This window comes from Escherichia sp. E4385, from assembly GCF_963883145.1.
Taxonomy (GTDB): domain Bacteria; phylum Pseudomonadota; class Gammaproteobacteria; order Enterobacterales; family Enterobacteriaceae; genus Escherichia.
Genome location: NZ_CAWOOJ010000012.1, coordinates 85374 through 106585, shown reverse-complemented (window position 1 = coordinate 106585; position 21212 = coordinate 85374). Strand labels below are relative to the sequence as shown.

Genomic DNA, 21212 nt, shown 5'->3' with positions numbered 1-21212 from the left:
GCAATGCGTGGGGCAGGTGTATCCTGCTCCACGGTGTCTGCTTTTTATCGCATTACAGAAGGCACAGGCCAGAAGGTACGGCAATGTTAAAATTTATTCTACGTCGCTGTCTGGAAGCGATTCCGACGCTATTTATTCTTATTACTATTTCGTTCTTTATGATGCGCCTCGCGCCGGGAAGTCCCTTTACCGGCGAACGTACATTACCGCCAGAAGTAATGGCCAATATTGAAGCGAAATATCATCTTAACGATCCCATCATGACGCAGTATTTCAGCTATCTGAAACAACTTGCTCATGGCGATTTCGGCCCTTCATTTAAATATAAAGATTATTCGGTCAATGACCTGGTCGCATCCAGTTTTCCCGTTTCAGCAAAACTGGGAGCTGCTGCATTTTTCCTCGCAGTGGTACTGGGCGTTAGTGCTGGCGTTATTGCCGCATTAAAACAAAACACCAAATGGGACTATACCGTCATGGGATTGGCTATGACGGGAGTGGTTATACCAAGCTTTGTCGTTGCGCCATTATTAGTCATGATATTCGCGATCATTTTGCATTGGCTACCGGGCGGTGGCTGGAATGGTGGGGCGCTGAAATTTATGATCCTGCCGATGGTTGCCTTATCACTGGCTTATATCGCCAGTATTGCGCGTATTACCCGTGGGTCAATGATTGAAGTTTTACACTCCAACTTCATTCGTACCGCACGCGCGAAAGGTCTGCCAATGCGGCGCATTATTTTCTGCCACGCATTAAAACCTGCGTTGCTACCGGTACTTTCTTATATGGGACCCGCATTTGTTGGCATTATCACCGGTTCTATGGTTATCGAAACCATTTACGGTTTGCCGGGCATCGGACAATTGTTTGTTAATGGTGCCTTGAACCGTGACTATTCATTGGTGTTAAGCCTGACCATTCTGGTTGGTGCTTTAACCATTTTGTTCAATGCCATTGTCGATGTGCTATATGCGGTTATCGACCCGAAAATCCGTTACTGATACTGGAGCTCGCGATGATGTTAAGTAAGAAAAACAGCGAGACGCTGGAGAATTTCAGTGAAAAGCTGGAGGTCGAAGGCCGCAGTTTATGGCAGGACGCACGTCGACGTTTTATGCATAACCGTGCGGCAGTGGCCAGTCTGATTGTACTGGTGCTTATTGCACTGTTTGTTATCCTGGCGCCGATGCTCTCGCAATTTGCCTATGACGACACCGACTGGGCGATGATGTCCAGCGCCCCGGATATGGAATCTGGCCACTACTTTGGTACCGACTCTTCCGGTCGCGATCTGCTGGTGCGCGTTGCAATTGGTGGGCGCATCTCATTAATGGTTGGTGTTGCTGCAGCACTGGTGGCAGTAGTCGTAGGAACGCTTTACGGTTCACTTTCCGGTTATCTTGGCGGCAAGGTGGATTCCGTAATGATGCGCCTGCTGGAAATCCTCAACTCCTTTCCGTTCATGTTCTTCGTCATTTTGCTGGTGACCTTTTTCGGTCAAAACATCCTGCTGATTTTCGTAGCGATTGGGATGGTTTCCTGGCTGGACATGGCACGTATCGTGCGTGGTCAAACACTTAGTCTGAAGCGCAAAGAGTTTATTGAGGCGGCACAAGTTGGCGGTGTATCTACGCCCGGCATTGTGATTCGCCACATTGTGCCGAATGTGCTTGGTGTGGTGGTGGTCTATGCCTCTCTGCTGGTGCCCAGCATGATCCTCTTTGAGTCTTTTCTTAGCTTCCTGGGACTGGGTACGCAAGAGCCATTAAGTAGTTGGGGCGCATTGCTCAGTGATGGCGCGAACTCGATGGAAGTCTCTCCGTGGTTGCTGCTATTTCCGGCAGGTTTCCTTGTGGTGACACTGTTTTGTTTCAACTTTATCGGCGATGGCTTGCGTGATGCCCTCGACCCGAAAGATCGTTAAGGAGTGCAGCCATGAGCGTAATTGAAACTGCAACCGTGCCGCTCGCACAGCAACAGGCTGACGCACTGCTGAACGTGAAAGATTTGCGAGTGACATTTAGCACCCCGGACGGCGATGTCACGGCGGTCAATGATTTAAATTTTTCCCTTCGTGCCGGAGAAACTCTGGGTATCGTTGGCGAATCTGGCTCCGGTAAGTCGCAAACCGCGTTTGCTTTAATGGGGCTGCTGGCGGCTAACGGACGCATTGGTGGATCGGCAACCTTTAATGGGCGCGAAATCCTCAATCTGCCAGAACGTGAACTTAATAAACTGCGCGCCGAACAAATCTCGATGATTTTTCAGGATCCGATGACCTCGTTAAATCCATACATGCGCGTCGGCGAGCAGTTGATGGAAGTGCTGATGCTGCATAAAGGTATGGGCAAGGCCGAAGCGTTTGAAGAATCGGTACGAATGCTCGATGCGGTGAAAATGCCAGAAGCGCGTAAGCGTATGAAGATGTTTCCTCATGAGTTTTCTGGCGGCATGCGTCAGCGTGTGATGATTGCGATGGCGTTGTTGTGCCGACCTAAATTGCTGATTGCCGATGAACCGACTACTGCGCTGGACGTGACCGTACAGGCGCAGATCATGACGCTATTGAATGAACTGAAACGGGAATTTAATACTGCCATTATCATGATCACCCACGATCTCGGCGTAGTCGCGGGGATCTGTGACAAAGTGCTGGTGATGTACGCTGGGCGCACAATGGAATATGGCAACGCGCGCGATGTCTTTTATGAACCCGTTCATCCTTATTCTATCGGTTTACTCAATGCGGTACCGCGTCTTGATGCGGAAGGTGAAACGATGTTGACCATCCCAGGTAACCCGCCAAACCTGCTACGTTTGCCGAAAGGTTGCCCGTTCCAGCCGCGTTGTCCGTATGCGATGGAGATTTGCAGTAGCGCGCCGCCGCTGGAAGAGTTCACGCCAGGCCGACTGCGTGCCTGCTTTAAACCGGTGGAGGAACTGTTATGAATGCTGCAACCGAAGGAAGAAAAGTCCTCCTCGAAATTGCCGATTTGAAAGTGCACTTTGAGATCAAAGATGGCAAACAGTGGTTCTGGCAACCGCCGAAAACCCTTAAGGCCGTTGATGGTGTGACGCTCAGGTTATATGAAGGGGAAACGTTGGGCGTCGTAGGGGAATCAGGTTGCGGTAAGTCTACCTTTGCTCGCGCTATCATTGGTTTGGTCAAGGCCACCGATGGTCATGTTGCCTGGTTAGGTAAAGAGTTGCTGGGCATGAAGCCCGATGAATGGCGTGCCGTCCGCAGTGATATTCAGATGATTTTCCAGGACCCGTTGGCATCGCTAAACCCGCGTATGACCATCGGCGAGATCATCGCTGAACCGCTGCGTACCTATCATCCGAAAATGTCACGCCAGGAAATTCGCGAGCGTGTGAAGGTGATGATGATGAAAGTCGGCTTGCTACCTAACCTGATTAACCGCTATCCGCATGAGTTCTCCGGCGGTCAGTGTCAGCGTATCGGGATTGCGCGTGCGCTAATCCTTGAACCGAAGCTGATTATCTGCGACGAACCGGTGTCGGCACTGGATGTGTCAATCCAGGCGCAGGTGGTGAATTTACTCCAGCAGTTGCAACGTGAGATGGGATTGTCATTAATCTTTATCGCTCACGATCTGGCCGTGGTAAAACACATTTCCGATCGCGTGCTGGTGATGTATCTCGGCCATGCGGTAGAGTTGGGGACGTATGATGAGGTCTACCACAATCCGTTGCATCCCTATACCAAAGCATTGATGTCGGCAGTCCCCATTCCAGATCCTGATCTGGAGAAGAACAAATCTATCCAGTTACTGGAAGGGGAATTACCGTCGCCCATCAACCCGCCTTCTGGATGTGTGTTCCGTACCCGTTGCCCGATAGCCGGTCCTGAGTGTGCCAAAACACGCCCGGTGCTGGAAGGCAGTTTCAGACATGCCGTCTCTTGCCTGAAAGTAGACCCATTATAACGTGTTAAGGGCTGGCAGATTGCCGGCCCTTTTTCATGGGAGGTACAGGTGACAGCACATCTTTCAGAGTATCGCCAACGGGTTTATCATTTCCTTTTTGATCAGCATACGAAAACCGGGCGACGCTGCGAGGCGCTGTTTGGTTTCCTCGCATTGTTAAGCGTTGGCGCTGTCTTCATAGAATCCGGTATTGGATCGCAATTCCAGCTAACCTACGACGAATGGCATATCTTTGTTTGGGTAGAATTCTTCTTTACTTTTGTCTTCACGATCGAGTATTTCCTGCGAATATTAAGCTGGCCGAATCCGGTACGTTATGTTTTTAGCTTTTGGGGATTTATCGATCTGGCCACCATTTTGCCGCTGTATGTCATCTGGCTATGGCCTGAAATTGGTTTTACTTATTTATTTGCCTGGCGAGCGATGAGAGCGATTCGTGCGTTGCGAATTTTGCGCCTGCTCCGCTTTATGCCTGCCTTAAACAGTCTATGGCGGGCGATAAATAATGCCCGCCATCAGTTGATTCTTTTTTATGCTTTTATTGCCATTGTGATGATCGTCGCTGGGGCGTTAATGTACGCCATAGAAGGTGCATCAAACGAATTTAACTCGCTGGGCACAGCCGTATACTGGGCGATAGTGACGGTAACCACCGTTGGTTATGGTGATATTACACCACATACTGCGGCAGGAAGGATGGTGGCTTCGGTATTAATCTTGATTGGCTATTCAGTCATTGCAATTCCGACGGGGATTATTACTGCGCAACTCACCAGTGAACTTGAACAGACTAAAAAACTTCTCTGTTGTCCTAAATGCAATACCCAACATCATGCACACGATGCGAAGTATTGTCGTATTTGTGGCAATGAACTGGGAGGAGGGGAAAGATAGATGTGTAAAAGGAAGAACGGATGTGACGCAGCTACGTCACATCCGATGGCAAGCGTTATTCCCGCCAGATAATATGGCAAAGTTTGTGATCTTTTTCGCGGCATAACAAAATACGGGCGAAAATATCGTTGATTTCGCCATCTTCACTGTCTGCCAGACCAATCACCACTTCGGCAAAAAAGTCCGGGTTCAAGTCGAAATCAACATGTTCCTGCCAGTCTTCTGCCGGGTCAAATAACTCTGCACCACCGCGCTCTTCAAACTGCAGATTGAACAACAGAACATCAGCCGGATCGAGATTATCAGCGGCCAGTTCAAGAAAAATATCGTAGGCCTGCTCAAGCGTTTCATCTTCAGTCAGGCGATTGTTTAAATCCATATCCATAGTCACTACCTGTTTAATCTCTGTTGGCGACGTTTTACAGCAACGGGCTGAAGAAGTAAAACAGTCGCTCGGCGACACGTTGCCAAAGTGGACGTTTTAACCACAGCCGTGCATCGAGCAGACGCGAACGAGAAATATAGTCGTCCTGAACGGCAGCCAGATCGGCACCAAAACCTTTATCGTCAATAGCCAGCGTGATTTCAAAATTCAGCCACAGACTACGCATGTCGAGGTTAACGGTGCCAACCAGACTTAATTCGCCATCGACCAGCACGCTCTTGGTATGCAGTAACCCACCTTCAAACTGATAAATCTTAACCCCAGCAGCAAGTAGTTCTGTAAAGAATGCGCGACTGGCCCAGCCTACCAGCATTGAGTCATTTTTCCTCGGCAAAATAATACTGACATCAACCCCGCGTTGCGCCGCCGTGCAGATTGCGTGAAGTAAGTCATCGCTGGGGACGAAGTAGGGCGTCGTCATGATTAAATATTCACGAGCTGAATAAGCTGCAGTCAGCAAAGCCTGGTGGATCAGGTCTTCCGGGAATCCAGGGCCGGAAGCGATGGTATGAATCGTATGACCGCTGGCCTGCTCGAACGGCATAATATTGACATCAGGCGGTGGTGGTAAAATACGTTTTCCCGTCTCAATCTCCCAGTCGCAAGAGTAGATAATTCCCATCGCGGTGGCGATAGGGCCTTCCATGCGAGCCATCAGATCAATCCATTGTCCTACGCCCGCATCCTGTTTGAAGAAGCGCGGATCGACCATATTCATGCTGCCGGTGTAGGCAATGTAGTTATCGATCATGATCATCTTGCGGTGCTGGCGCAGGTCCATGCGGCGTAAGAATACGCGCATCAGGTTAACCTTTAAGGACTCGACCACTTCGATACCGGCATTACGCATTAACTCTGGCCACGGGCTACGGAAAAAAGCAACACTCCCCGCAGAGTCGAGCATTAATCGGCAATGAATACCGCGTCGTGCTGCGGCCATCAAAGATTCTGCCACCTGGTCTGCCATACCGCCTGGTTGCCAGATATAAAACACCATCTCAATGTTATGGCGAGCGAGTTGAATGTCGCGAATTAACGCCTGCATCACATCATCAGACTCGGTCATCAGTTGCAGTTGGTTACCCTTGACCCCGGCGATCCCCTGACGACGCTCACAGAGCTTGAATAACGGTCCAGCGACGCTGCTATTTTCTTCAGCAAAAATATGCTTACAGGCTTTAAGATCGTTAAGCCATTTCGCTGTGGAAGGCCACATCGCTCTGGCGCGTTCGGCACGGCGTTTGCCTAAATGGAGTTCGCCAACGGCCAGATAAGCAATAATTCCGACCAATGGCAGAATGTAAATGATCAACAGCCAGGCCATGGCGGAGGGAACTGCGCGTCGTTTCATTAGAATGCGTAAAGTTACGCCTGCAATGAGCAACCAGTATCCCAGAATGGCCAACCAACTCACCAACGTATAAACGGTTGTCATAGATTAGAAATCCTTTTGAAAGCGCATTGTTATGAGTTTACGCATATGGATTCATCTGGCAAATAAAAACGCGGTAAAAGCACTGGTCAGCGTCGGGACCGGGGGTATAATGACCGCTCTGTTATTGCATAGAGTAGTTAACATGAAGCGGAGTAGAACGGAAGTGGGGCGCTGGCGCATGCAGCGTCAGGCTAGCCGACGGAAATCGCGTTGGCTTGAGGGGCAGTCACGCCGAAATATGCGTATCCACAGCATCAGGAAGTGCCTTCTAAACAAACAGCGAAACTCGTTATTGTTTGCGATCTACAATATCTAAATGTTCTGGGCACCAACGCGGTGCCCATTAAGATTATCTTTCCGCCGTTAAAATCTATTTTTGCGCAGATTCATTGTTGTCAGTTTTGGTTTCGTCGTCATTGTTATCGCTGAAAATGCCATGCCCGGAGTTCAGCAACATCGAGACGAGCATATCATTATTAATTTCTTCCCCATTGAGAATACGCGCCAGTATCTCGCTACCAAATAGCTGCGGTGAAAGAATAATATCCGGATGCACCATCTTAATCTTATTCAGGTTTTTGCTATCACTGACGGCAAGCACGGTTTTAACATCTTTGCTCATATCTTTCGCCGACAGAACGACAAAAGCATTATCGGCGTCATTATCACTTAACGCCAGAATAGCTCGACAGTGATCAATTCCAGCTTTTTTTAGTACTGAACTGTCATTGCTGTCACCGGGGATAACATCGGCATTGTCACCGAGTCTTTGTTCAAGCTGTTTTATGTCATCCTCTGGCAGGTTGCTGATAACCGTGACGTTTTGTCCGCGTTGATTCAGTTGCAGAATCGTGTTGATTGCCAGAATGGAATGCCCGCAAACAATAAAGTGATCTTTACGATGCATTGTATGATTGTTTCCTTTCACAAGTTTATTGAATCCTCCGCGGATAAGCGGGCCGAAAATCGAGGTCATGGAGGTGGCAAAAACGGTAATACCGGAAATAATGACCGAAATAGTAAACAGGCGCGCTGATTCAGAAACCGGGACGATATCGCCGTAGCCCACGGTTGACATAGTTTCTATCGAAAAATAGAACGCGGTCATTAGACTCTCTATTCGCGGATTAAAACCTTCGCTTAAATAAAGTGCGCCGTAGGTAGAGTAAAACAGTAACGTCGTAAAACTAATAAAAGCAAAAATTGTCCCGGCCGCAGCACTACTGTGAGAGAAGTCTTTACGCAGCACCAACAAAATTATCAAGGTAAAGATGCAAAAACCAATGCTGAATTTCAGCCAGGGATAAAAGTGCAGGGTGTAAATCAGCGTTATCAGCAATAAAATGATACTGATAGCCCATGCCAGCTTTGCCCGAAATAGCAAGCCGATCGAGTTCAAAACAAGAAAGACGCCGAGCATAAACAGTGGCGCATTGGCCAGCAAGGAGAGGTCAAGTTCTGAAAACGCCTGGATATGGAAAATATCGAGCAGATTGACCGACATGCCATAAATTGTTTTAAAAATAAGCAATCCATTTGAAAGGACCGCCAGCGCGATAACATCGTGCCGCAGGGTCACCCATAAATTTACCGCTGTTTGCTTGAATGTAGCCCAGTGACTCACTGATACCTCTGTAACCACAATTTTGTTTAATTATCTTCACGCGTACAGAATGTGAAAAACATGCGGCACGTGAATGTGTTAAACCATAGTAGATGACTTTATCCGCAGCAATCAAAGGTTTTGATTGATCAAAACCGAATCAGGCAGAGAAATTTTGTCATTTTTAGACGGAGATGCCGAGGGTATATAGGGAGATACAGATAAAGTTATTATCTGTTTGTGGTGGTGGATTGGGGGTATCGGTAAATATAAAGAAAAAACAAGAGCACGGTTTCTGTCACCGCGCCCCTGGATGTTGATATTCAGAACACTTTCTTAAAGGGTTTCACGGAAACTTGCGCATAGACTCCCGCTGCCACGTACGGATCGGCATCTGCCCAGGCCTGGGCTGCTTCCAGCGATTCAAATTCAGCAATAACGGTTGAGCCAGTAAATCCTGCGGCGCCTGGATCGTTACTGTCTACCGCTGGCATTGGACCGGCGGTCAGCAGACGCCCTTCATCATGCAGTAACTGCAAACGTGCTAAATGTGCCGGACGAACGGAAAGGCGCTTTTCGAGGCTATCGGCTTTGTCTTGAGCGTAAATAACATACAACACGGGCACAACTCCTTGTTCGGAAAAGTTATAAAGTACGTTATTTGAAAGGGCGAAGATCTGCAACGGAAAGATGATGTCTTTGTTAAGGCGTCACTAAAAGTAAGGTTAATAGCGCCAAAAATTGCGTTTTCACTGATCCTGATCGCCTTGTCTTATTGAATATGATTGCTATTTGCATTTAAAATCGAGGCCTGGTTTTTTTACTGAAACGATTATGACTTCAATGACCCTTGATTTACCTCGCCGCTTCCCTTGGCCGACGTTACTTTCGGTCTGCATTCATGGTGCTGTTGTGGCGGGTCTACTCTATACCTCGGTACATCAGGTTATTGAACTACCTGCGCCCGCGCAGCCGATTTCTGTCACCATGGTTGCCCCGGCCGAACTTGAGCCGCCACAAGCCGTTCAACCGCCGCCGGAACCAGTGGTGGAGCCAGAACCGGAGCCTGAGCCGATACCAGAACCGCCAAAAGAAGCACCGGTAGTCATTGAAAAGCCGAAGCCGAAACCTAAGCCAAAACCGAAGCCGGTGAAAAAGGTACAGGAGCAGCCGAAACGCGATGTCAAACCGGTAGAGTCACGTCCGGCGTCACCGTTTGAAAATACGGCACCTGCTCGCCCAACATCAAGTACGGCAACGGCTGCAACCAGCAAACCGGTCACAAGTGTCGCGTCTGGTCCACGGGCATTAAGCCGTAATCAGCCGCAGTATCCGGCGCGCGCGCAGGCACTACGCATTGAAGGGCAGGTTAAAGTTAAATTTGACGTCACACCGGATGGTCGCGTGGATAACGTACAAATTCTTTCAGCCAAACCGGCGAACATGTTTGAGCGCGAAGTGAAAAACGCGATGCGCAGATGGCGTTATGAGCCGGGCAAACCTGGAAGTGGGATTGTGGTGAATATCCTGTTTAAAATTAACGGCACCACCGAAATTCAATAAACAGAAAATCAAAAGCCTCCGACTTGGAGGCTTTTGACTATTACTCTACAGGTAAGGCACGAGGCTTTCCTTCAGGGTCGACGGCAACATACTTAAATAACGCTTCCGTCGCTTTATAGCGCTGCCCAATCGGTTCAGACGCCACTTTTTTCACCCATACTTCAATATTAATGCTGACTGATGTCGTCCCTTTTTGGAGACAGCGCGCATAGCAGCACACCACATCACCAACCGCAACTGGCCGTAAGAAAGTCATTCCTTCAACCCGCACGGTCACGACGCGACCGTGGGCAATTTCTTTTGCCAGAATGGCACCGCCAATATCCATCTGCGACATCAACCAACCACCAAAGATATCGCCATTGGCATTGGTATCGGCAGGCATGGCTAAAGTACGTAAAACAAGATCGCCCTGAGGGACGTTAGGTGTTGTAGACATGGTAAAACCGACATAAAAGGAAAATCACAGGCGCGATGCTACTATGATTTTCCAAATGAGAACAGAGGATATGCAGCGCCGGCCCCGAAGGGCCGGCAGACAGATTATGATTTATCTTCCTGCGGCATATGGCGGTAGATATAAATACCGCTTAACAGTGTGAAGATTAAGGTGAGGGCGGTCAGACCGAACACTTTGAAGTTGACCCAAATATTTTGCGGTAGCCAGAATGCGATGTAGATATTCGCCAGACCACAAAGAATAAAGAAGACTGCCCAGGCCAGGTTCAGCTTCGACCATACTGGCTGCGGTAGAGTGAGTTCTTTACCCAGCATCCGCTGAATCAGCGGTTTTTTCATTACCCATTGGCTAACCAACAAAGCACCGGCAAACAGAGCGTAGATGACGGTGACCTTCCATTTAATAAACTCATCATTGTGGAAGAACAGCGTCAGACCACCGAAAACGACCACCAGAACAAAGGTGATCAGGGCCATCTTCTCAACTTTCCGGAAGCGAACCCAGCTATAAATAAGCACAATTGCCGTGGCGACGATGAGCGCCGCAGTTGCCGCATAGATGTCATAAATTTTGTAGAACGCGAAGAAGACAACCAGCGGTAAAAAATCAAGAAACTGCTTCATTTTACGATTCCGTAATCAAATACTTCAGGTTATTGGCGAATCAACATGTACAGGCGGAACAGATAGATAAGCAATACGGCTGAAATCAGGTTGCTTAAAGTATTCGCCAGTACGGCACCAATTTCCGGGGTTAATGCGGCAAACGAAGAGGCAAACAGCAGCAACAGTGTTTTTGCCAGTAACCAGCTTAGTACTGCAGGTGCCACCAGACGCATATTCGCCCATGTCAGCCGCATACTGCTGCGCATAGAGGCGAAAACGCCCATTTTATCCTGCACCAACATCACCGGCGCCAGTGCCAGTAAAATGGCCATTAAAATCCCCGGAACGACCACCAGCATGATGCCAATCTGTACTAAAAGGGTAGTCAGAAAAATCAGAATAAATAACTTTGGCAATATCGGCGCACTGGCACCAATAGCGCGTAGCGCACTGACTCTCTGACCCGCAGACACCAGTTGGATGATTAATATTACGCCTCCGGCGAGTATGGCGTTACCGATTAATCCTGAAAAAGTGGACGCAGCGGAAGCACGCAGCAAAATTTGTTGCTGTTCCGGGGACATATTTTGCACCAGATCGAACAACCCACCGCCGCCACTAACGGGCGCGCCGTCATTGAGCTGCGCAAGCTGTGCGTCACTGGGTGAGAAAACATGTCCTAACACCACTGTGATAAATGCACAAAGCAACGATACCAACAGAATGGTCATAAATTGATTACGGAAGAAATTTCCGGTGTCACGGTATACGGACTGCGCCGTGATAGACATGCACTCTCCTTGAGTTTTATGCAGGTGTTAATTAGCGGGCAATTGTACCCTGGTTATCCCTTCAGTGGCAGCATCACGACTTGTATGGAAAAGCATATCTTTGTAAAGCGCAGGTAATCCACAGCGTGCGTGGGTGCGATCACAGGATCCATTGCTTTCTCCGGACACGACAAATTCCTGACAAGCAGAAGGGCTGTTTGCATAAATACCGCAACTTACCGCCTGCTTAAAAGGCCAATAAGGTAGCAAAAGAATACTTTCGGAGATGGAAAGCATTCAAATTGATTTGAATCATGTTAACCAGGATTTGCGATACAACTTCTAAATTAATCCAGATCAATAAATGGTCATTTAGCGAATGCAATGTGATCTATGTAGGATCATTTGTTACTCCAATGTAGGTATATTCGTCACGTTTTTATAACCATAACGACGGAGCGAATATGAAAAAATTAACAGTGGCGGCATTGGCAGTCAGTACACTTCTCTCTGGTAGCGTCTATGCTCACGAAGCAGGCGAGTTCTTTATTCGTGCAGGTTCGGCAACGGTACGTCCAACGGAAGGCGCGGATGGAACTCTGGGAAGCCTGGGTGGCTTTAGCGTGACCAATAACACCCAACTGGGCCTGACCTTCACCTATATGGCGACTGATAACATTGGTGTGGAATTGCTGGCGGCATCTCCGTTTCGTCATAAGGTTGGCACAGCCACAACCGGAGATATTGCGACAGTCCACCATTTACCGCCAACACTGATGGCACAATGGTATTTCGGCGATTCCAGCAGTAAATTCCGTCCTTACATTGGTGCGGGTATTAACTACACTACCTTTTTTAATAATGACTTCAATGACACCGGTGAAGGTCTTGGTTTATCCGACCTTAGTCTGAAGGATTCATGGGGCGTGGCGGGACAAGTAGGTCTGGATTATCTCATCAACCGTGACTGGTTGCTTAATATGTCGGTCTGGTACATGGATATCGACACTGAGGTGAAATATAAATCCAATGGCGCAGTGCTGCCTGCAGGACGCTATTCTGACAACGTACGCCTCGACCCGTGGGTATTTATGTTCTCTGCGGGTTATCGTTTTTAATTATTTGCCCGTCAATAAACCGCCAGATGTTTTCTGGCGGTTTGTCTCGTATTAACTGCGCGTCGCCGCTTTCATCGGTTGTACAAAAGCTTTCAGTGCTTCCAGCATTTTCTCTGGCTGATTAATATGTTGCTCGATGATTTTAACAATGGCCGAACCAGAAATCGCGCCTGCGGCCCCTGCATCAATCGCTGCTTTTACCTGGTCTGGGGCGGAAATGCCAAAGCCCTGCAATGGAGGCGCAGCATTGTATTCTTTCAGCTTCGTGACCAGATGATTGAGCGGTAATGCCGCGCGGTTTTCCGCTCCGGTCACGCCCGCACGCGACAGTAAATAGGTGTAACCACGACCGTAAGAGGCAATCTGGCGCAGCAAGTCGTCATCGGCATTTGGCGGGCAGATAAAGATAGGTGCGACATTATGGCGCAACGCGGCCTGGCGGAAGGGCGCGGACTCTTCAACTGGCACATCGGCAACCAGCACCGAATCGACGCCGACTTTCTCGCACTGGGCGTAAAACTCATCAATGCCTTTGTTAAACACCAGGTTGGCGTACATCAGCAGGCCAACAGGAATGGTCGGATGTTTTTGACGAATCAGTGCCAGCATCTCAAAACATTGTGCCGGGGTCACACCTGCCGCAAAAGCACGCAGTGTGGCGTTTTGAATGGTCGGGCCATCTGCCAGCGGGTCGGAGAAGGGGATGCCTAGCTCCAAAGCATCAGCACCTGCTTCGATCAACGTATCGATAATTTTCAGCGACTGCTCAATGCCCGGATCACCGAGGGTGACGAAAGGAACAAATGCGCCTTCTTTGCGCTCCTTCAACTGGGCAAACAGAGATTCGTAGCGTTCCATCAGATTTCCCCTCGTGCTTTCAAAATATCGTGAACGGTGAAAATGTCTTTATCGCCGCGACCGGAAAGGTTAACCACCAGTAGCTGCTCTTTTTCTGGGTTTTCGCGCATCATTTTCAGCGCATGGGCCAGGGCGTGGGAGGACTCCAGCGCCGGGATAATCCCTTCGTGCAGGCACAGCGTTTTAAAGGCTTCCAGTGCTTCATCATCGGTAATCGACACGTAATCAGCGCGACCGATGCTGTTGAGATACGCATGTTGTGGGCCAACGGACGGGAAATCCAGTCCGGCAGAGATGGAGTAAGATTCTTCAATTTGCCCGTCTTCGGTCTGCATCATCGGTGCTTTCATGCCGAAATAGATGCCTACGCGACCATGTTTCAACGGTGCGCCATGTTCGCCGGTTTCGATGCCGTGACCGCCTGGCTCCACGCCAATCAGGCCGACATTGGTTTCGTTGATGAAATCAGCAAACATGCCGATGGCATTCGAACCGCCGCCAACACAGGCGATAACAGCATCCGGCAGGCGACCTTCTCTTTCCAGAATCTGTGCTTTCGTTTCTTCGCCAATCATCCGCTGAAACTCACGCACAATGGTCGGATAAGGATGCGGGCCAGCTGCGGTGCCCAGCATATAGTGCGCGGTTTCGTAACTACCGGACCAGTCGCGCAGCGCCTCGTTACAGGCATCTTTCAGCGTCGCGGAACCGCTATGCACCGGGATCACTTCCGCACCCATTAAGCGCATACGAAAAACGTTAGGCGACTGGCGTTCAACGTCTTTGGCACCCATATAAATACGGCATTTCAGGCCGAGCAGGGCGCTGGCAAGGGCCGACGCCACACCATGCTGACCGGCTCCGGTTTCGGCGATGATTTCGGTTTTACCCATCCGCTTCGCCAGCAAAGCCTGGCCCAGAACCTGGTTAGTTTTATGCGCGCCGCCGTGCAATAAATCTTCGCGCTTCAGATACAGCGTGGTGTTCGTCCCGGCTGTAATGTTCTGGCATTTGGTCAGCGCGGTTGGGCGCCCGGCATAGTTTTTCAGCAGGCCGTTGAACTGGGCCTGAAATTCAGGATCTTTTTGCGCGCTGACAAAAGCTTCTTCCAGCTGGCGCAGAGCAGGCATCAGGATTTGTGGCACGTACATGCCGCCAAACTCACCAAAATACGGGTTAAGTAATGTTGTCATTGTTCCTTTCCTTAATATGCGCGCAGCGTCTGGAAAACCGAGGCCAAAAGGCGTGCGTCTTTAATGCCCGGTTGCGACTCTACAGCAGAATTAAAATCAAGCCCGGCGCAGCCGGTTTGTGCCGCTTCCACGCAGTTATCTGCGCCTAAGCCACCCGCCAGCAGGACGTTGCCAAGCGATTGACCATTTAACAGTGACCAGTCGAAACGTTGCCCGCTTCCACCCTGGCCGTTGTCGAAAACATATTTATCGACGTGCTGAAAATCGCGCGCGGGAAGAGTTTCACCGACGCTCAATGCTTTCCAGATGGCAACGTTAGCGGGCAGCACGTCACGCAGTGCGTCGATATATTGCTGATCTTCATTACCATGCAGTTGCACTGCTGCCAGCGATAACGCGTTAGTTTTGTCCACCACATCGGCAATATCGTGATTGCGGAACACACCAACATACTGCAACGGTGCCGCAGCCATCACTTCCTGCGCCTGTTCAACGCTGACGCAACGCGGTGATGTCGCAACAAAAATCAACCCACCGTAAATCGCGCCCGCGTCATAAGCTGCTTTAGCATCTTGCCCACGCGTCAGGCCACATACTTTATTCTCACCCAGCAACACCCGGCGCACGGCGGCGTTCAAATCGTCATGGGCCATCAACGCCGAACCAATCAGAAAACCGTTAGCAAAGTGGCTTAACTCGCGCACCTGAGCGTAAGTATTGATGCCGGATTCGCTGATTACCGTCACGTTGTGCCCCAGTTTCGGCGCAAGCTCGCGGGTACGGTTGAGATCAATCGACAAATCACGCAGATCGCGGTTGTTGATGCCAACGACCTTTGCCCCCAATGCAATGGCGCGCTCCAGTTCCTCTTCATTACTGACTTCGGTCAGCACACCCATCTTCAAACTATGGGCGACGGCTGCAAGCTGGCGATATTGTTCGTCATCCAGTACTGAAAGCATTAATAAGCAGGCATCGGCCTGGTAATAGCGCGCCAGATAGATCTGGTAAGGATCGATAATGAAGTCTTTACATAAAATCGGCTGCGGGGCGATTTGGCTGACGATGGGGAGGAAATCAAAGCTCCCCTGAAAATATTTCTCATCAGTCAGCACCGAAATTGCCGAAGCGTAATGCTTATAAATCGAGGCAATGCGTGCCGGATCGAAATCATCACGGATCACGCCTTTTGACGGCGACGCTTTCTTGCATTCCAGAATAAACGCCGTGCGTGCACCCTGTAGCGCATCATAAAAATGTCGCGTGCTCGGCTGAACCTCATTCTGAAAACTGGCCAGCGGTTGCTGCTGTTTGCGGGCTTCTACCCAAATCGCCTTGTCTGCGACGATTTTCGCTAAAACGGTTTGCATCATTTACCCTCGTGCCGCCAGTGCGGTGACTCTGTCGTAAGCGGAACCACTGCGCAGTACCTCAAGAACGGTTTGCGCATTGGCTTGCAGATCTTCATGGCCATGCAGGCGCATTAACATGGCGACATTCGCCGCGACGGCTGCTTCATGGGCGGCGTCGCCTTTACCTTGTAACAAGCGTGTTAAAATGTCACGGTTTTCTTCCGGTGTTCCGCCAGCCAGTTGCTCCTGGTGGTAGGGCGTCAGGCCAAAATCTTCAGCGGTCAGTTGATAGCTTTTAATTTCACCATCGTGCAGCTCGGCAACAATGGTCGGAGCGTGTAAGGAAACTTCATCCATTCCACCGCTGTGTACCACCGCTGCACGTTGATACCCCAGCACGCGCAAGGTTTCGGCAATTGGCAGCACCAGTTCCGGGCTGTAGACACCAATTAACGCCAGCGGAGGATGCGCCGGGTTAATCAATGGCCCCAGCACGTTGAACAGGGTGCGAGTTTTCAGTTGCTGGCGAACCGGCATCGCGTGGCGGAATCCGGTGTGATATTTCGGCGCAAAGAGGAAACAGACGCCTAATTCATCCAGCGCCTGGCGCGATTTATCGGCATTCATATCAAGATTAATACCGAACGCCGCCAGCAGATCCGACGAGCCAGATTTACTGGAGACGCTGCGGTTACCGTGTTTCGCCACTTTCAGCCCACAGGCCGCGGCGACAAACGCACTGGCGGTCGAAATATTGATACTGTTGCTGCCGTCACCGCCGGTGCCGACGATATCGGCAAACAGATAATCAGGGCGCGGGAACGGCGCGGCGTTTTCCAGTAGCGCAGTTGCTGCCCCGGCGATCTCGTTCGGGTGCTCGCCGCGAATTTTCATGCTCACCAGCGCCGCCGCGAGCTGTTCTGGCTTCAGCTCGCCACGTACCACCGCTGAAAAAAGCTGGTGGCTTTCTTGTTGGCTAAGCGTCTGTGCCTGATACAGTTTTTCCAGAATCGGTTGCAGCGTGTTGGTTGGCTCTAGTTTCTGCTGCGCCCAGGCCAGCGTTTGTTCCAGCAGGCGAGCGCCCTGAGTGGTAAGAATGGATTCCGGATGGAACTGGAACCCACAAACGCGATCCGCATCGTGACGCACCGCCATCACCATGCCATTAAAATGGGCGTTGATGGTTAAACCTGCCGGAATGTTGCTGCCAACCAGCGAGTGATAACGCGCCACCGGCAGCGGGTTTGTTAATCCGGCAAACATCGCCTGACCGTCATGTTCAATGCTCGACGCTTTACCGTGAAGAATTTCGCCCGCCTGACCGACATAACCCCCGTAAGCTTCGACAATCGCCTGATGCCCGAGGCAAATGCCAATGATTGGCAGCTTGCCGCGCAGTCGGGTGAGGAGTTCCGGCATACAACCGGCTTCGCTCGGCACACCGGGGCCAGGAGAAAGCATCAGTACCGGATTGCTCATCGTCGCCAGGCGTTCAATTAAGGTCTGCGCTGGAATATGGTTGCGGTAAATCACCACGTTATGACCATTGCTGCGCAACTGATCTGCCAGGTTGTAAGTAAAAGAGTCGATATTATCGAGCAGCAGAATGTCAGCCATCAGAATGTCTCCTGTGCATGATGCGCGGTGGCAATAGCGCGCAGTACAGCGCGGGCTTTATTACGGGTTTCGTCGGCTTCCGACTGCGGAACAGAATCAAGTACCACGCCAGCACCGGCCTGCACGGTGGCGACTCCGTTCTCTACCAGCGCCGAGCGGATCACAATGCAGGTGTCGAGATCGCCATGCGCGGTGAAATAACCTACTGCGCCGCCGTAGCTGCCGCGTCGACGACCTTCCGCTTCGGCAATTAACTGCATAGCGCGTACTTTCGGCGCACCGCTTAACGTCCCCATATTCATACAGGCGCGATAAGCGTGCAGGGCGTCGAGATCGTGGCGCAGCTCACCGACAACGCGGGAGACCAGGTGCATCACGTAAGAGTAACGGTCAACTTTGGTGAGATCGGCGACGTAGCGGCTGCCGGGGGTACAAATGCGTGCCAGATCATTACGGGCGAGATCCACCAGCATCAGATGTTCAGACAGCTCTTTATGATCGGTACGCATTTCCAGTTCGATGCGGCTGTCGAGGTCTCTGTCCAGTGAACCATCGGCACGACGACCGCGTGGGCGTGTTCCGGCAATTGGGTAGATCTCAATCTGGCGGCTGGTGGCGTCATACTTGAGCGAGCTTTCCGGCGACGCGCCAAACAGGGTGAAATCATTATCCTGCATAAAAAACATGTACGGGCTGGGATTACTCTTTTTCAGCACGTAATAGGCCGCCAGCGGTGACGGGCAGGGCAGAGAGAAACGGCGAGATGGCACCACCTGGAAAATTTCTCCGGCGCGAATCGCTTTTTGCAACAAACGCACTACGCCACCGAACTCTTCATCGCTCTGGTTACATTCACAACGCATATGCGGCACGGAAACCACCGGCAGCGGCGGCGCGTCTTCGGTCAGTCGCTGGCGCAACTCGTGCAGGCGCGTAGTGAGACGCTGTTTTTCTTCTTCATTGGGAGCAAACAGGCTTGCCTGAATGCGGGTGCTTTTTTTCTGATGGTCAATCACCATCAGCGTTTCAGCGAGATAAAAACAGAAATCAGGGCAGTTATTTTCCGCTGACAATTGCGGTAAATCTTCAAATCCCGCCACAAGGTCATAAGAGAACAGCCCGCCGAAGAACATTGCTTCTCGTTCTTCCTTCGGTACATTCAACAGATTCTGTAATAAGCGGAAAGCGTCAAAAACCGAAAGGGAGCATAAGCGGGCGTCTTCATCCAGCAGTGGACTGACAGGGGGGAAGCGCAGCACACGGCAGTTTGGTGCTTGTTCATTTTCCACACCCGCAGGCAGGGCGTTATCCAGTAGTATCAGCAGGGCTTCGCCATTGCCGGAAAGCGCCTGAATTGTGACAGTGTCACCTAAAGCCGTAATGCGCAGCGCACTGTCTACCAGCAGCAGGCTTTTTAAATCATCTTTGCTGTCGATATCTGCGGATTCCAGCAGCAGCGTTGCTGGACGATCCCCACACAACTGGTGAAAAAGCGCGGTGGGATTATCGCGATAAGCGCCTTCGCAGGTTAACAATTCGAGAGTCGGTTTTTGTGTTTGCATTGTTATTCTCTAATTTTGTTCAAAAAAAAGCCCGCTTATAAGGCGGGCTGGGTATCTGATTGCTTTACGCATGGTGAATACACTGCCCGTTTCAGGAAGTGCGCCACCAACCTTTCAGTACGAAAATCGCTTTCATTGTCGATACCCTTTTTACGTGAACTTACGTACTAGTTAACTAGTTCGATGGTTAATTGTCAACAGCTCATTTCAGAATATTTGCCAGAACCGTTATGATGTCGGCGCCAAAAACATTATCCAACACGGGAGTGCGCCTTGAGCGACACGAATTACGCAGTGATTTACGACCTGCACAGCCATACCACAGCTTCCGATGGCTGCCTGACGCCAGAGGCGTTGGTGCACCGTGCGGTCGAGATGCGCGTCGGCACTCTGGCGATCACCGACCATGACACCACAGCTGCAATCGCGCCAGCAAGAGAGGAAATTTCACGTTCGGGACTGGCGCTGAATCTTATTCCCGGCGTGGAAATTTCCACGGTCTGGGAAAATCATGAAATTCATATTGTCGGGCTGAATATTGATATTACTCATCCGCTAATGTGTGAGTTCCTCGCGCAGCAGACAGAACGGCGCAATCAGCGGGCGCAGCTAATTGCCGAAAGACTTGAAAAAGCGCAAATACCAGGGGCGCTGGAAGGCGCGCAACGACTGGCGCAGGGCGGTGCGGTGACGCGCGGTCATTTTGCTCGTTTCCTGGTGGAGTGCGGCAAAGCCAGTTCAATGGCGGATGTCTTTAAAAAGTATCTGGCGCGCGGGAAAACCGGATACGTTCCGCCACAGTGGTGTACAATAGAACAAGCTATTGATGTCATTCATCATTCTGGCGGTAAGGCGGTGCTTGCTCATCCAGGGCGGTACAATCTTAGTGCTAAATGGCTGAAAAGATTGGTTGCGCATTTTGCCGAACACCACGGTGACGCGATGGAAGTCGCGCAGTGCCAGCAATCGCCCAATGAACGTACCCAGCTGGCGACACTTGCCCGCCAGCATCATTTATGGGCATCACAAGGATCTGATTTTCATCAGCCATGCCCGTGGATCGAACTGGGTCGTAAACTCTGGCTGCCCGCAGGCGTTGAAGGCGTCTGGCAGCTATGGGAACAGCCGCAGAACACCACAGAGAGGGAATTATGAGCCAGTTTTTTTATATTCATCCTGATAACCCGCAGCAACGTCTGATCAACCAGGCGGTGGAGATCGTGCGTAAAGGCGGGGTGATTGTTTATCCAACCGATTCCGGCTACGCACTCGGCTGTAAAATTGAAGATAAAAACGCGATGGAGCGTATTTGTCGTATTCGCCAGCTGCCGGACGGTCACAACTTTACCCTGATGTGTCGCGATCTTTCTGAACTTTCGACCTATTCATTCGTGGATAACGTTGCGTTTCGTTTAATGAAAAACAACACGCCGGGCAACTATACCTTCATCCTGAAGGGGACGAAGGAAGTGCCACGCCGTCTGTTGCAGGAAAAACGCAAAACCATTGGGATGCGTGTGCCTTCTAACCCGATTGCGCAGGCGTTGCTTGAGGTATTGGGCGAACCGATGCTTTCCACATCGCTGATGCTACCGGGCAGCGAATTTACCGAATCCGATCCGGAAGAAATTAAAGACCGTCTGGAAAAACAGGTGGATTTGATTATCCACGGCGGCTATCTCGGGCAGAAACCGACAACGGTCATTGATCTTACCGATGATACGCCGGTCGTGGTGCGTGAAGGCGTGGGTGATGTGAAGCCTTTCTTATAAAAAATTGCGTTC

Annotated in this window: 23 protein-coding genes, 1 pseudogene and 1 other annotated feature; of the genes and pseudogenes, 10 read left to right on the top strand and 14 right to left on the bottom strand. The window is 50.5% G+C overall.

Going from position 1 to position 21212, the window contains the following annotated elements; all coding sequences use genetic code 11:
• Positions 1-83: 83 nt before the first annotated feature.
• From oppB to AACS80_RS12035, 5 genes are read left to right on the top strand one after another with little or no spacing between them, the layout of a single operon-like run.
• Positions 84-1004 carry an oligopeptide ABC transporter permease OppB gene (oppB, locus tag AACS80_RS12055; protein WP_135409874.1) on the top strand — a complete coding sequence of 307 codons (921 nt, stop codon included), beginning with the start codon at positions 84-86 and terminating at the stop codon, positions 1002-1004.
• Positions 1005-1018: 14 nt separating this feature from the next.
• Positions 1019-1927: an oligopeptide ABC transporter permease OppC gene (oppC, locus tag AACS80_RS12050; RefSeq protein WP_000979659.1), complete on the top strand. Its 909-nt coding sequence runs from the start codon at positions 1019-1021 to the stop codon at positions 1925-1927.
• An 11-nt stretch (positions 1928-1938) separates the two neighbouring features.
• On the top strand, positions 1939-2952 hold the full coding sequence (gene oppD, locus AACS80_RS12045) for a murein tripeptide/oligopeptide ABC transporter ATP-binding protein OppD (protein ID WP_130208888.1): 1014 nt from the start codon (positions 1939-1941) through the stop codon (positions 2950-2952).
• Positions 2949-3953, top strand: coding sequence for a murein tripeptide/oligopeptide ABC transporter ATP-binding protein OppF (oppF, locus tag AACS80_RS12040; protein WP_131161791.1), 1005 nt, complete (start codon positions 2949-2951; stop codon positions 3951-3953). The genes oppD and oppF overlap by 4 nt, the downstream gene beginning before the upstream one ends.
• A 48-nt stretch (positions 3954-4001) precedes the next feature.
• Positions 4002-4847 carry a potassium channel family protein gene (locus AACS80_RS12035; RefSeq protein ID WP_130259717.1) on the top strand — a complete coding sequence of 282 codons (846 nt, stop codon included), beginning with the start codon at positions 4002-4004 and terminating at the stop codon, positions 4845-4847.
• Positions 4848-4902: 55 nt separating this feature from the next.
• On the opposite strand, the gene AACS80_RS12030 is transcribed toward AACS80_RS12035, so the two are convergent.
• Positions 4903-5232 (bottom strand): HI1450 family dsDNA-mimic protein, encoded by a 330-nt coding sequence (locus tag AACS80_RS12030; protein ID WP_000366958.1) that lies wholly within the window; start codon positions 5230-5232, stop codon positions 4903-4905.
• A 34-nt stretch (positions 5233-5266) separates the two neighbouring features.
• The gene (gene cls, locus AACS80_RS12025; protein ID WP_130208884.1) at positions 5267-6727 is read right to left on the bottom strand and encodes a cardiolipin synthase; all 1461 of its coding nucleotides are present in this window, start codon (positions 6725-6727) and stop codon (positions 5267-5269) included.
• A 142-nt stretch (positions 6728-6869) separates the two neighbouring features.
• Between cls and AACS80_RS12020 the strand changes: the two genes are divergently transcribed.
• Positions 6870-7043, top strand: a complete 174-nt coding sequence (locus AACS80_RS12020) for a YciY family protein (protein ID WP_122983112.1) — start codon at positions 6870-6872, stop codon at positions 7041-7043.
• 54 nt (positions 7044-7097) lie between these two features.
• On the opposite strand, the gene kch is transcribed toward AACS80_RS12020, so the two are convergent.
• Both kch and AACS80_RS12010 read right to left on the bottom strand, forming a co-directional pair.
• On the bottom strand, positions 7098-8351 hold the full coding sequence (kch, locus tag AACS80_RS12015) for a voltage-gated potassium channel protein (protein WP_130259718.1): 1254 nt from the start codon (positions 8349-8351) through the stop codon (positions 7098-7100).
• 302 nt (positions 8352-8653) lie between these two features.
• A complete protein-coding gene (locus AACS80_RS12010; RefSeq protein WP_135409875.1) occupies positions 8654-8950 on the bottom strand; it encodes a YciI family protein in 297 nt (98 codons plus the stop codon).
• A 223-nt stretch (positions 8951-9173) separates the two neighbouring features.
• Here AACS80_RS12010 and tonB point away from each other — a divergent pair, with 223 nt between their 5' ends.
• Positions 9174-9893: a TonB system transport protein TonB gene (gene tonB / locus AACS80_RS12005; protein WP_064528843.1), complete on the top strand. Its 720-nt coding sequence runs from the start codon at positions 9174-9176 to the stop codon at positions 9891-9893.
• A 40-nt stretch (positions 9894-9933) separates the two neighbouring features.
• On the opposite strand, the gene yciA is transcribed toward tonB, so the two are convergent.
• From yciA to AACS80_RS11985, 4 genes and pseudogenes are all read right to left on the bottom strand, one after another.
• Entirely contained in the window at positions 9934-10332 is a 399-nt protein-coding gene (gene yciA / locus AACS80_RS12000) for an acyl-CoA thioester hydrolase YciA (protein ID WP_130208879.1), read from the bottom strand.
• A gap of 104 nt (positions 10333-10436) precedes the next feature.
• On the bottom strand, positions 10437-10976 hold the full coding sequence (locus tag AACS80_RS11995) for a septation protein A (protein ID WP_000808667.1): 540 nt from the start codon (positions 10974-10976) through the stop codon (positions 10437-10439).
• A gap of 29 nt (positions 10977-11005) precedes the next feature.
• A complete protein-coding gene (locus AACS80_RS11990) occupies positions 11006-11749 on the bottom strand; it encodes a YciC family protein (protein ID WP_130208877.1) in 744 nt (247 codons plus the stop codon).
• A 27-nt stretch (positions 11750-11776) separates the two neighbouring features.
• Positions 11777-11968, bottom strand: a pseudogene (locus AACS80_RS11985) (YkgJ family cysteine cluster protein); the annotation flags it as partial.
• A gap of 224 nt (positions 11969-12192) precedes the next feature.
• Between AACS80_RS11985 and ompW the strand changes: the two are divergent.
• A complete protein-coding gene (gene ompW, locus AACS80_RS11980) occupies positions 12193-12846 on the top strand; it encodes an outer membrane protein OmpW (RefSeq protein ID WP_135409876.1) in 654 nt (217 codons plus the stop codon).
• A gap of 51 nt (positions 12847-12897) precedes the next feature.
• Here ompW and trpA read toward each other — a convergent pair whose 3' ends face one another.
• The 6 genes from trpA to trpL form a co-directional block, all read right to left on the bottom strand.
• Positions 12898-13704, bottom strand: a complete 807-nt coding sequence (gene trpA, locus AACS80_RS11975; protein ID WP_130216032.1) for a tryptophan synthase subunit alpha — start codon at positions 13702-13704, stop codon at positions 12898-12900.
• The gene (gene trpB / locus AACS80_RS11970) at positions 13704-14897 is read right to left on the bottom strand and encodes a tryptophan synthase subunit beta (RefSeq protein WP_135409877.1); all 1194 of its coding nucleotides are present in this window, start codon (positions 14895-14897) and stop codon (positions 13704-13706) included. The genes trpA and trpB overlap by 1 nt, the downstream gene beginning before the upstream one ends.
• 11 nt (positions 14898-14908) lie before the next feature.
• Positions 14909-16270, bottom strand: a complete 1362-nt coding sequence (trpCF, locus tag AACS80_RS11965; RefSeq protein WP_171021442.1) for a bifunctional indole-3-glycerol-phosphate synthase TrpC/phosphoribosylanthranilate isomerase TrpF — start codon at positions 16268-16270, stop codon at positions 14909-14911.
• Positions 16271-17866: a bifunctional anthranilate synthase glutamate amidotransferase component TrpG/anthranilate phosphoribosyltransferase TrpD gene (gene trpD / locus AACS80_RS11960; RefSeq protein WP_000763524.1), complete on the bottom strand. Its 1596-nt coding sequence runs from the start codon at positions 17864-17866 to the stop codon at positions 16271-16273.
• Positions 17866-19428, bottom strand: coding sequence for an anthranilate synthase component I (gene trpE, locus AACS80_RS11955; RefSeq protein ID WP_135409878.1), 1563 nt, complete (start codon positions 19426-19428; stop codon positions 17866-17868). The genes trpD and trpE overlap by 1 nt, the downstream gene beginning before the upstream one ends.
• Positions 19429-19449: 21 nt before the next feature.
• Positions 19450-19543 (bottom strand) — a sequence feature (Trp leader region).
• A complete protein-coding gene (gene trpL / locus AACS80_RS11950) occupies positions 19520-19564 on the bottom strand; it encodes a trp operon leader peptide (RefSeq protein ID WP_001700591.1) in 45 nt (14 codons plus the stop codon). Its footprint overlaps the feature before it by 24 nt.
• 137 nt (positions 19565-19701) lie before the next feature.
• Between trpL and rnm the strand changes: the two genes are divergently transcribed.
• Positions 19702-20583 carry an RNase RNM gene (rnm, locus tag AACS80_RS11945; protein WP_001285663.1) on the top strand — a complete coding sequence of 294 codons (882 nt, stop codon included), beginning with the start codon at positions 19702-19704 and terminating at the stop codon, positions 20581-20583.
• The gene (locus AACS80_RS11940) at positions 20580-21200 is read left to right on the top strand and encodes an L-threonylcarbamoyladenylate synthase (protein WP_001516499.1); all 621 of its coding nucleotides are present in this window, start codon (positions 20580-20582) and stop codon (positions 21198-21200) included. The genes rnm and AACS80_RS11940 overlap by 4 nt, the downstream gene beginning before the upstream one ends.
• The last annotated feature ends 12 nt before the right edge of the window (positions 21201-21212 follow it).

What these genes read in the sequence shown, in the direction of transcription:
- trpE (WP_135409878.1), bottom strand. Translation starts at nt 19,428, where the DNA reads ATGCAAACACAAAAACCGACTCTCGAATTGTTAACCTGCGAAGGCGCT.
- oppD (WP_130208888.1), top strand. Translation starts at nt 1,939, where the DNA reads ATGAGCGTAATTGAAACTGCAACCGTGCCGCTCGCACAGCAACAGGCT.
- yciA (WP_130208879.1), bottom strand. Translation starts at nt 10,332, where the DNA reads ATGTCTACAACACCTAACGTCCCTCAGGGCGATCTTGTTTTACGTACT.
- trpD (WP_000763524.1), bottom strand. Translation starts at nt 17,866, where the DNA reads ATGGCTGACATTCTGCTGCTCGATAATATCGACTCTTTTACTTACAAC.
- ompW (WP_135409876.1), top strand. Translation starts at nt 12,193, where the DNA reads ATGAAAAAATTAACAGTGGCGGCATTGGCAGTCAGTACACTTCTCTCT.
- AACS80_RS11940 (WP_001516499.1), top strand. Translation starts at nt 20,580, where the DNA reads ATGAGCCAGTTTTTTTATATTCATCCTGATAACCCGCAGCAACGTCTG.
- AACS80_RS12020 (WP_122983112.1), top strand. Translation starts at nt 6,870, where the DNA reads ATGAAGCGGAGTAGAACGGAAGTGGGGCGCTGGCGCATGCAGCGTCAG.
- trpA (WP_130216032.1), bottom strand. Translation starts at nt 13,704, where the DNA reads ATGGAACGCTACGAATCTCTGTTTGCCCAGTTGAAGGAGCGCAAAGAA.
- AACS80_RS12030 (WP_000366958.1), bottom strand. Translation starts at nt 5,232, where the DNA reads ATGGATATGGATTTAAACAATCGCCTGACTGAAGATGAAACGCTTGAG.
- oppB (WP_135409874.1), top strand. Translation starts at nt 84, where the DNA reads ATGTTAAAATTTATTCTACGTCGCTGTCTGGAAGCGATTCCGACGCTA.
- oppF (WP_131161791.1), top strand. Translation starts at nt 2,949, where the DNA reads ATGAATGCTGCAACCGAAGGAAGAAAAGTCCTCCTCGAAATTGCCGAT.
- AACS80_RS11990 (WP_130208877.1), bottom strand. Translation starts at nt 11,749, where the DNA reads ATGTCTATCACGGCGCAGTCCGTATACCGTGACACCGGAAATTTCTTC.
- AACS80_RS11995 (WP_000808667.1), bottom strand. Translation starts at nt 10,976, where the DNA reads ATGAAGCAGTTTCTTGATTTTTTACCGCTGGTTGTCTTCTTCGCGTTC.
- trpCF (WP_171021442.1), bottom strand. Translation starts at nt 16,270, where the DNA reads ATGATGCAAACCGTTTTAGCGAAAATCGTCGCAGACAAGGCGATTTGG.
- cls (WP_130208884.1), bottom strand. Translation starts at nt 6,727, where the DNA reads ATGACAACCGTTTATACGTTGGTGAGTTGGTTGGCCATTCTGGGATAC.
- tonB (WP_064528843.1), top strand. Translation starts at nt 9,174, where the DNA reads ATGACCCTTGATTTACCTCGCCGCTTCCCTTGGCCGACGTTACTTTCG.
- trpB (WP_135409877.1), bottom strand. Translation starts at nt 14,897, where the DNA reads ATGACAACATTACTTAACCCGTATTTTGGTGAGTTTGGCGGCATGTAC.
- oppC (WP_000979659.1), top strand. Translation starts at nt 1,019, where the DNA reads ATGATGTTAAGTAAGAAAAACAGCGAGACGCTGGAGAATTTCAGTGAA.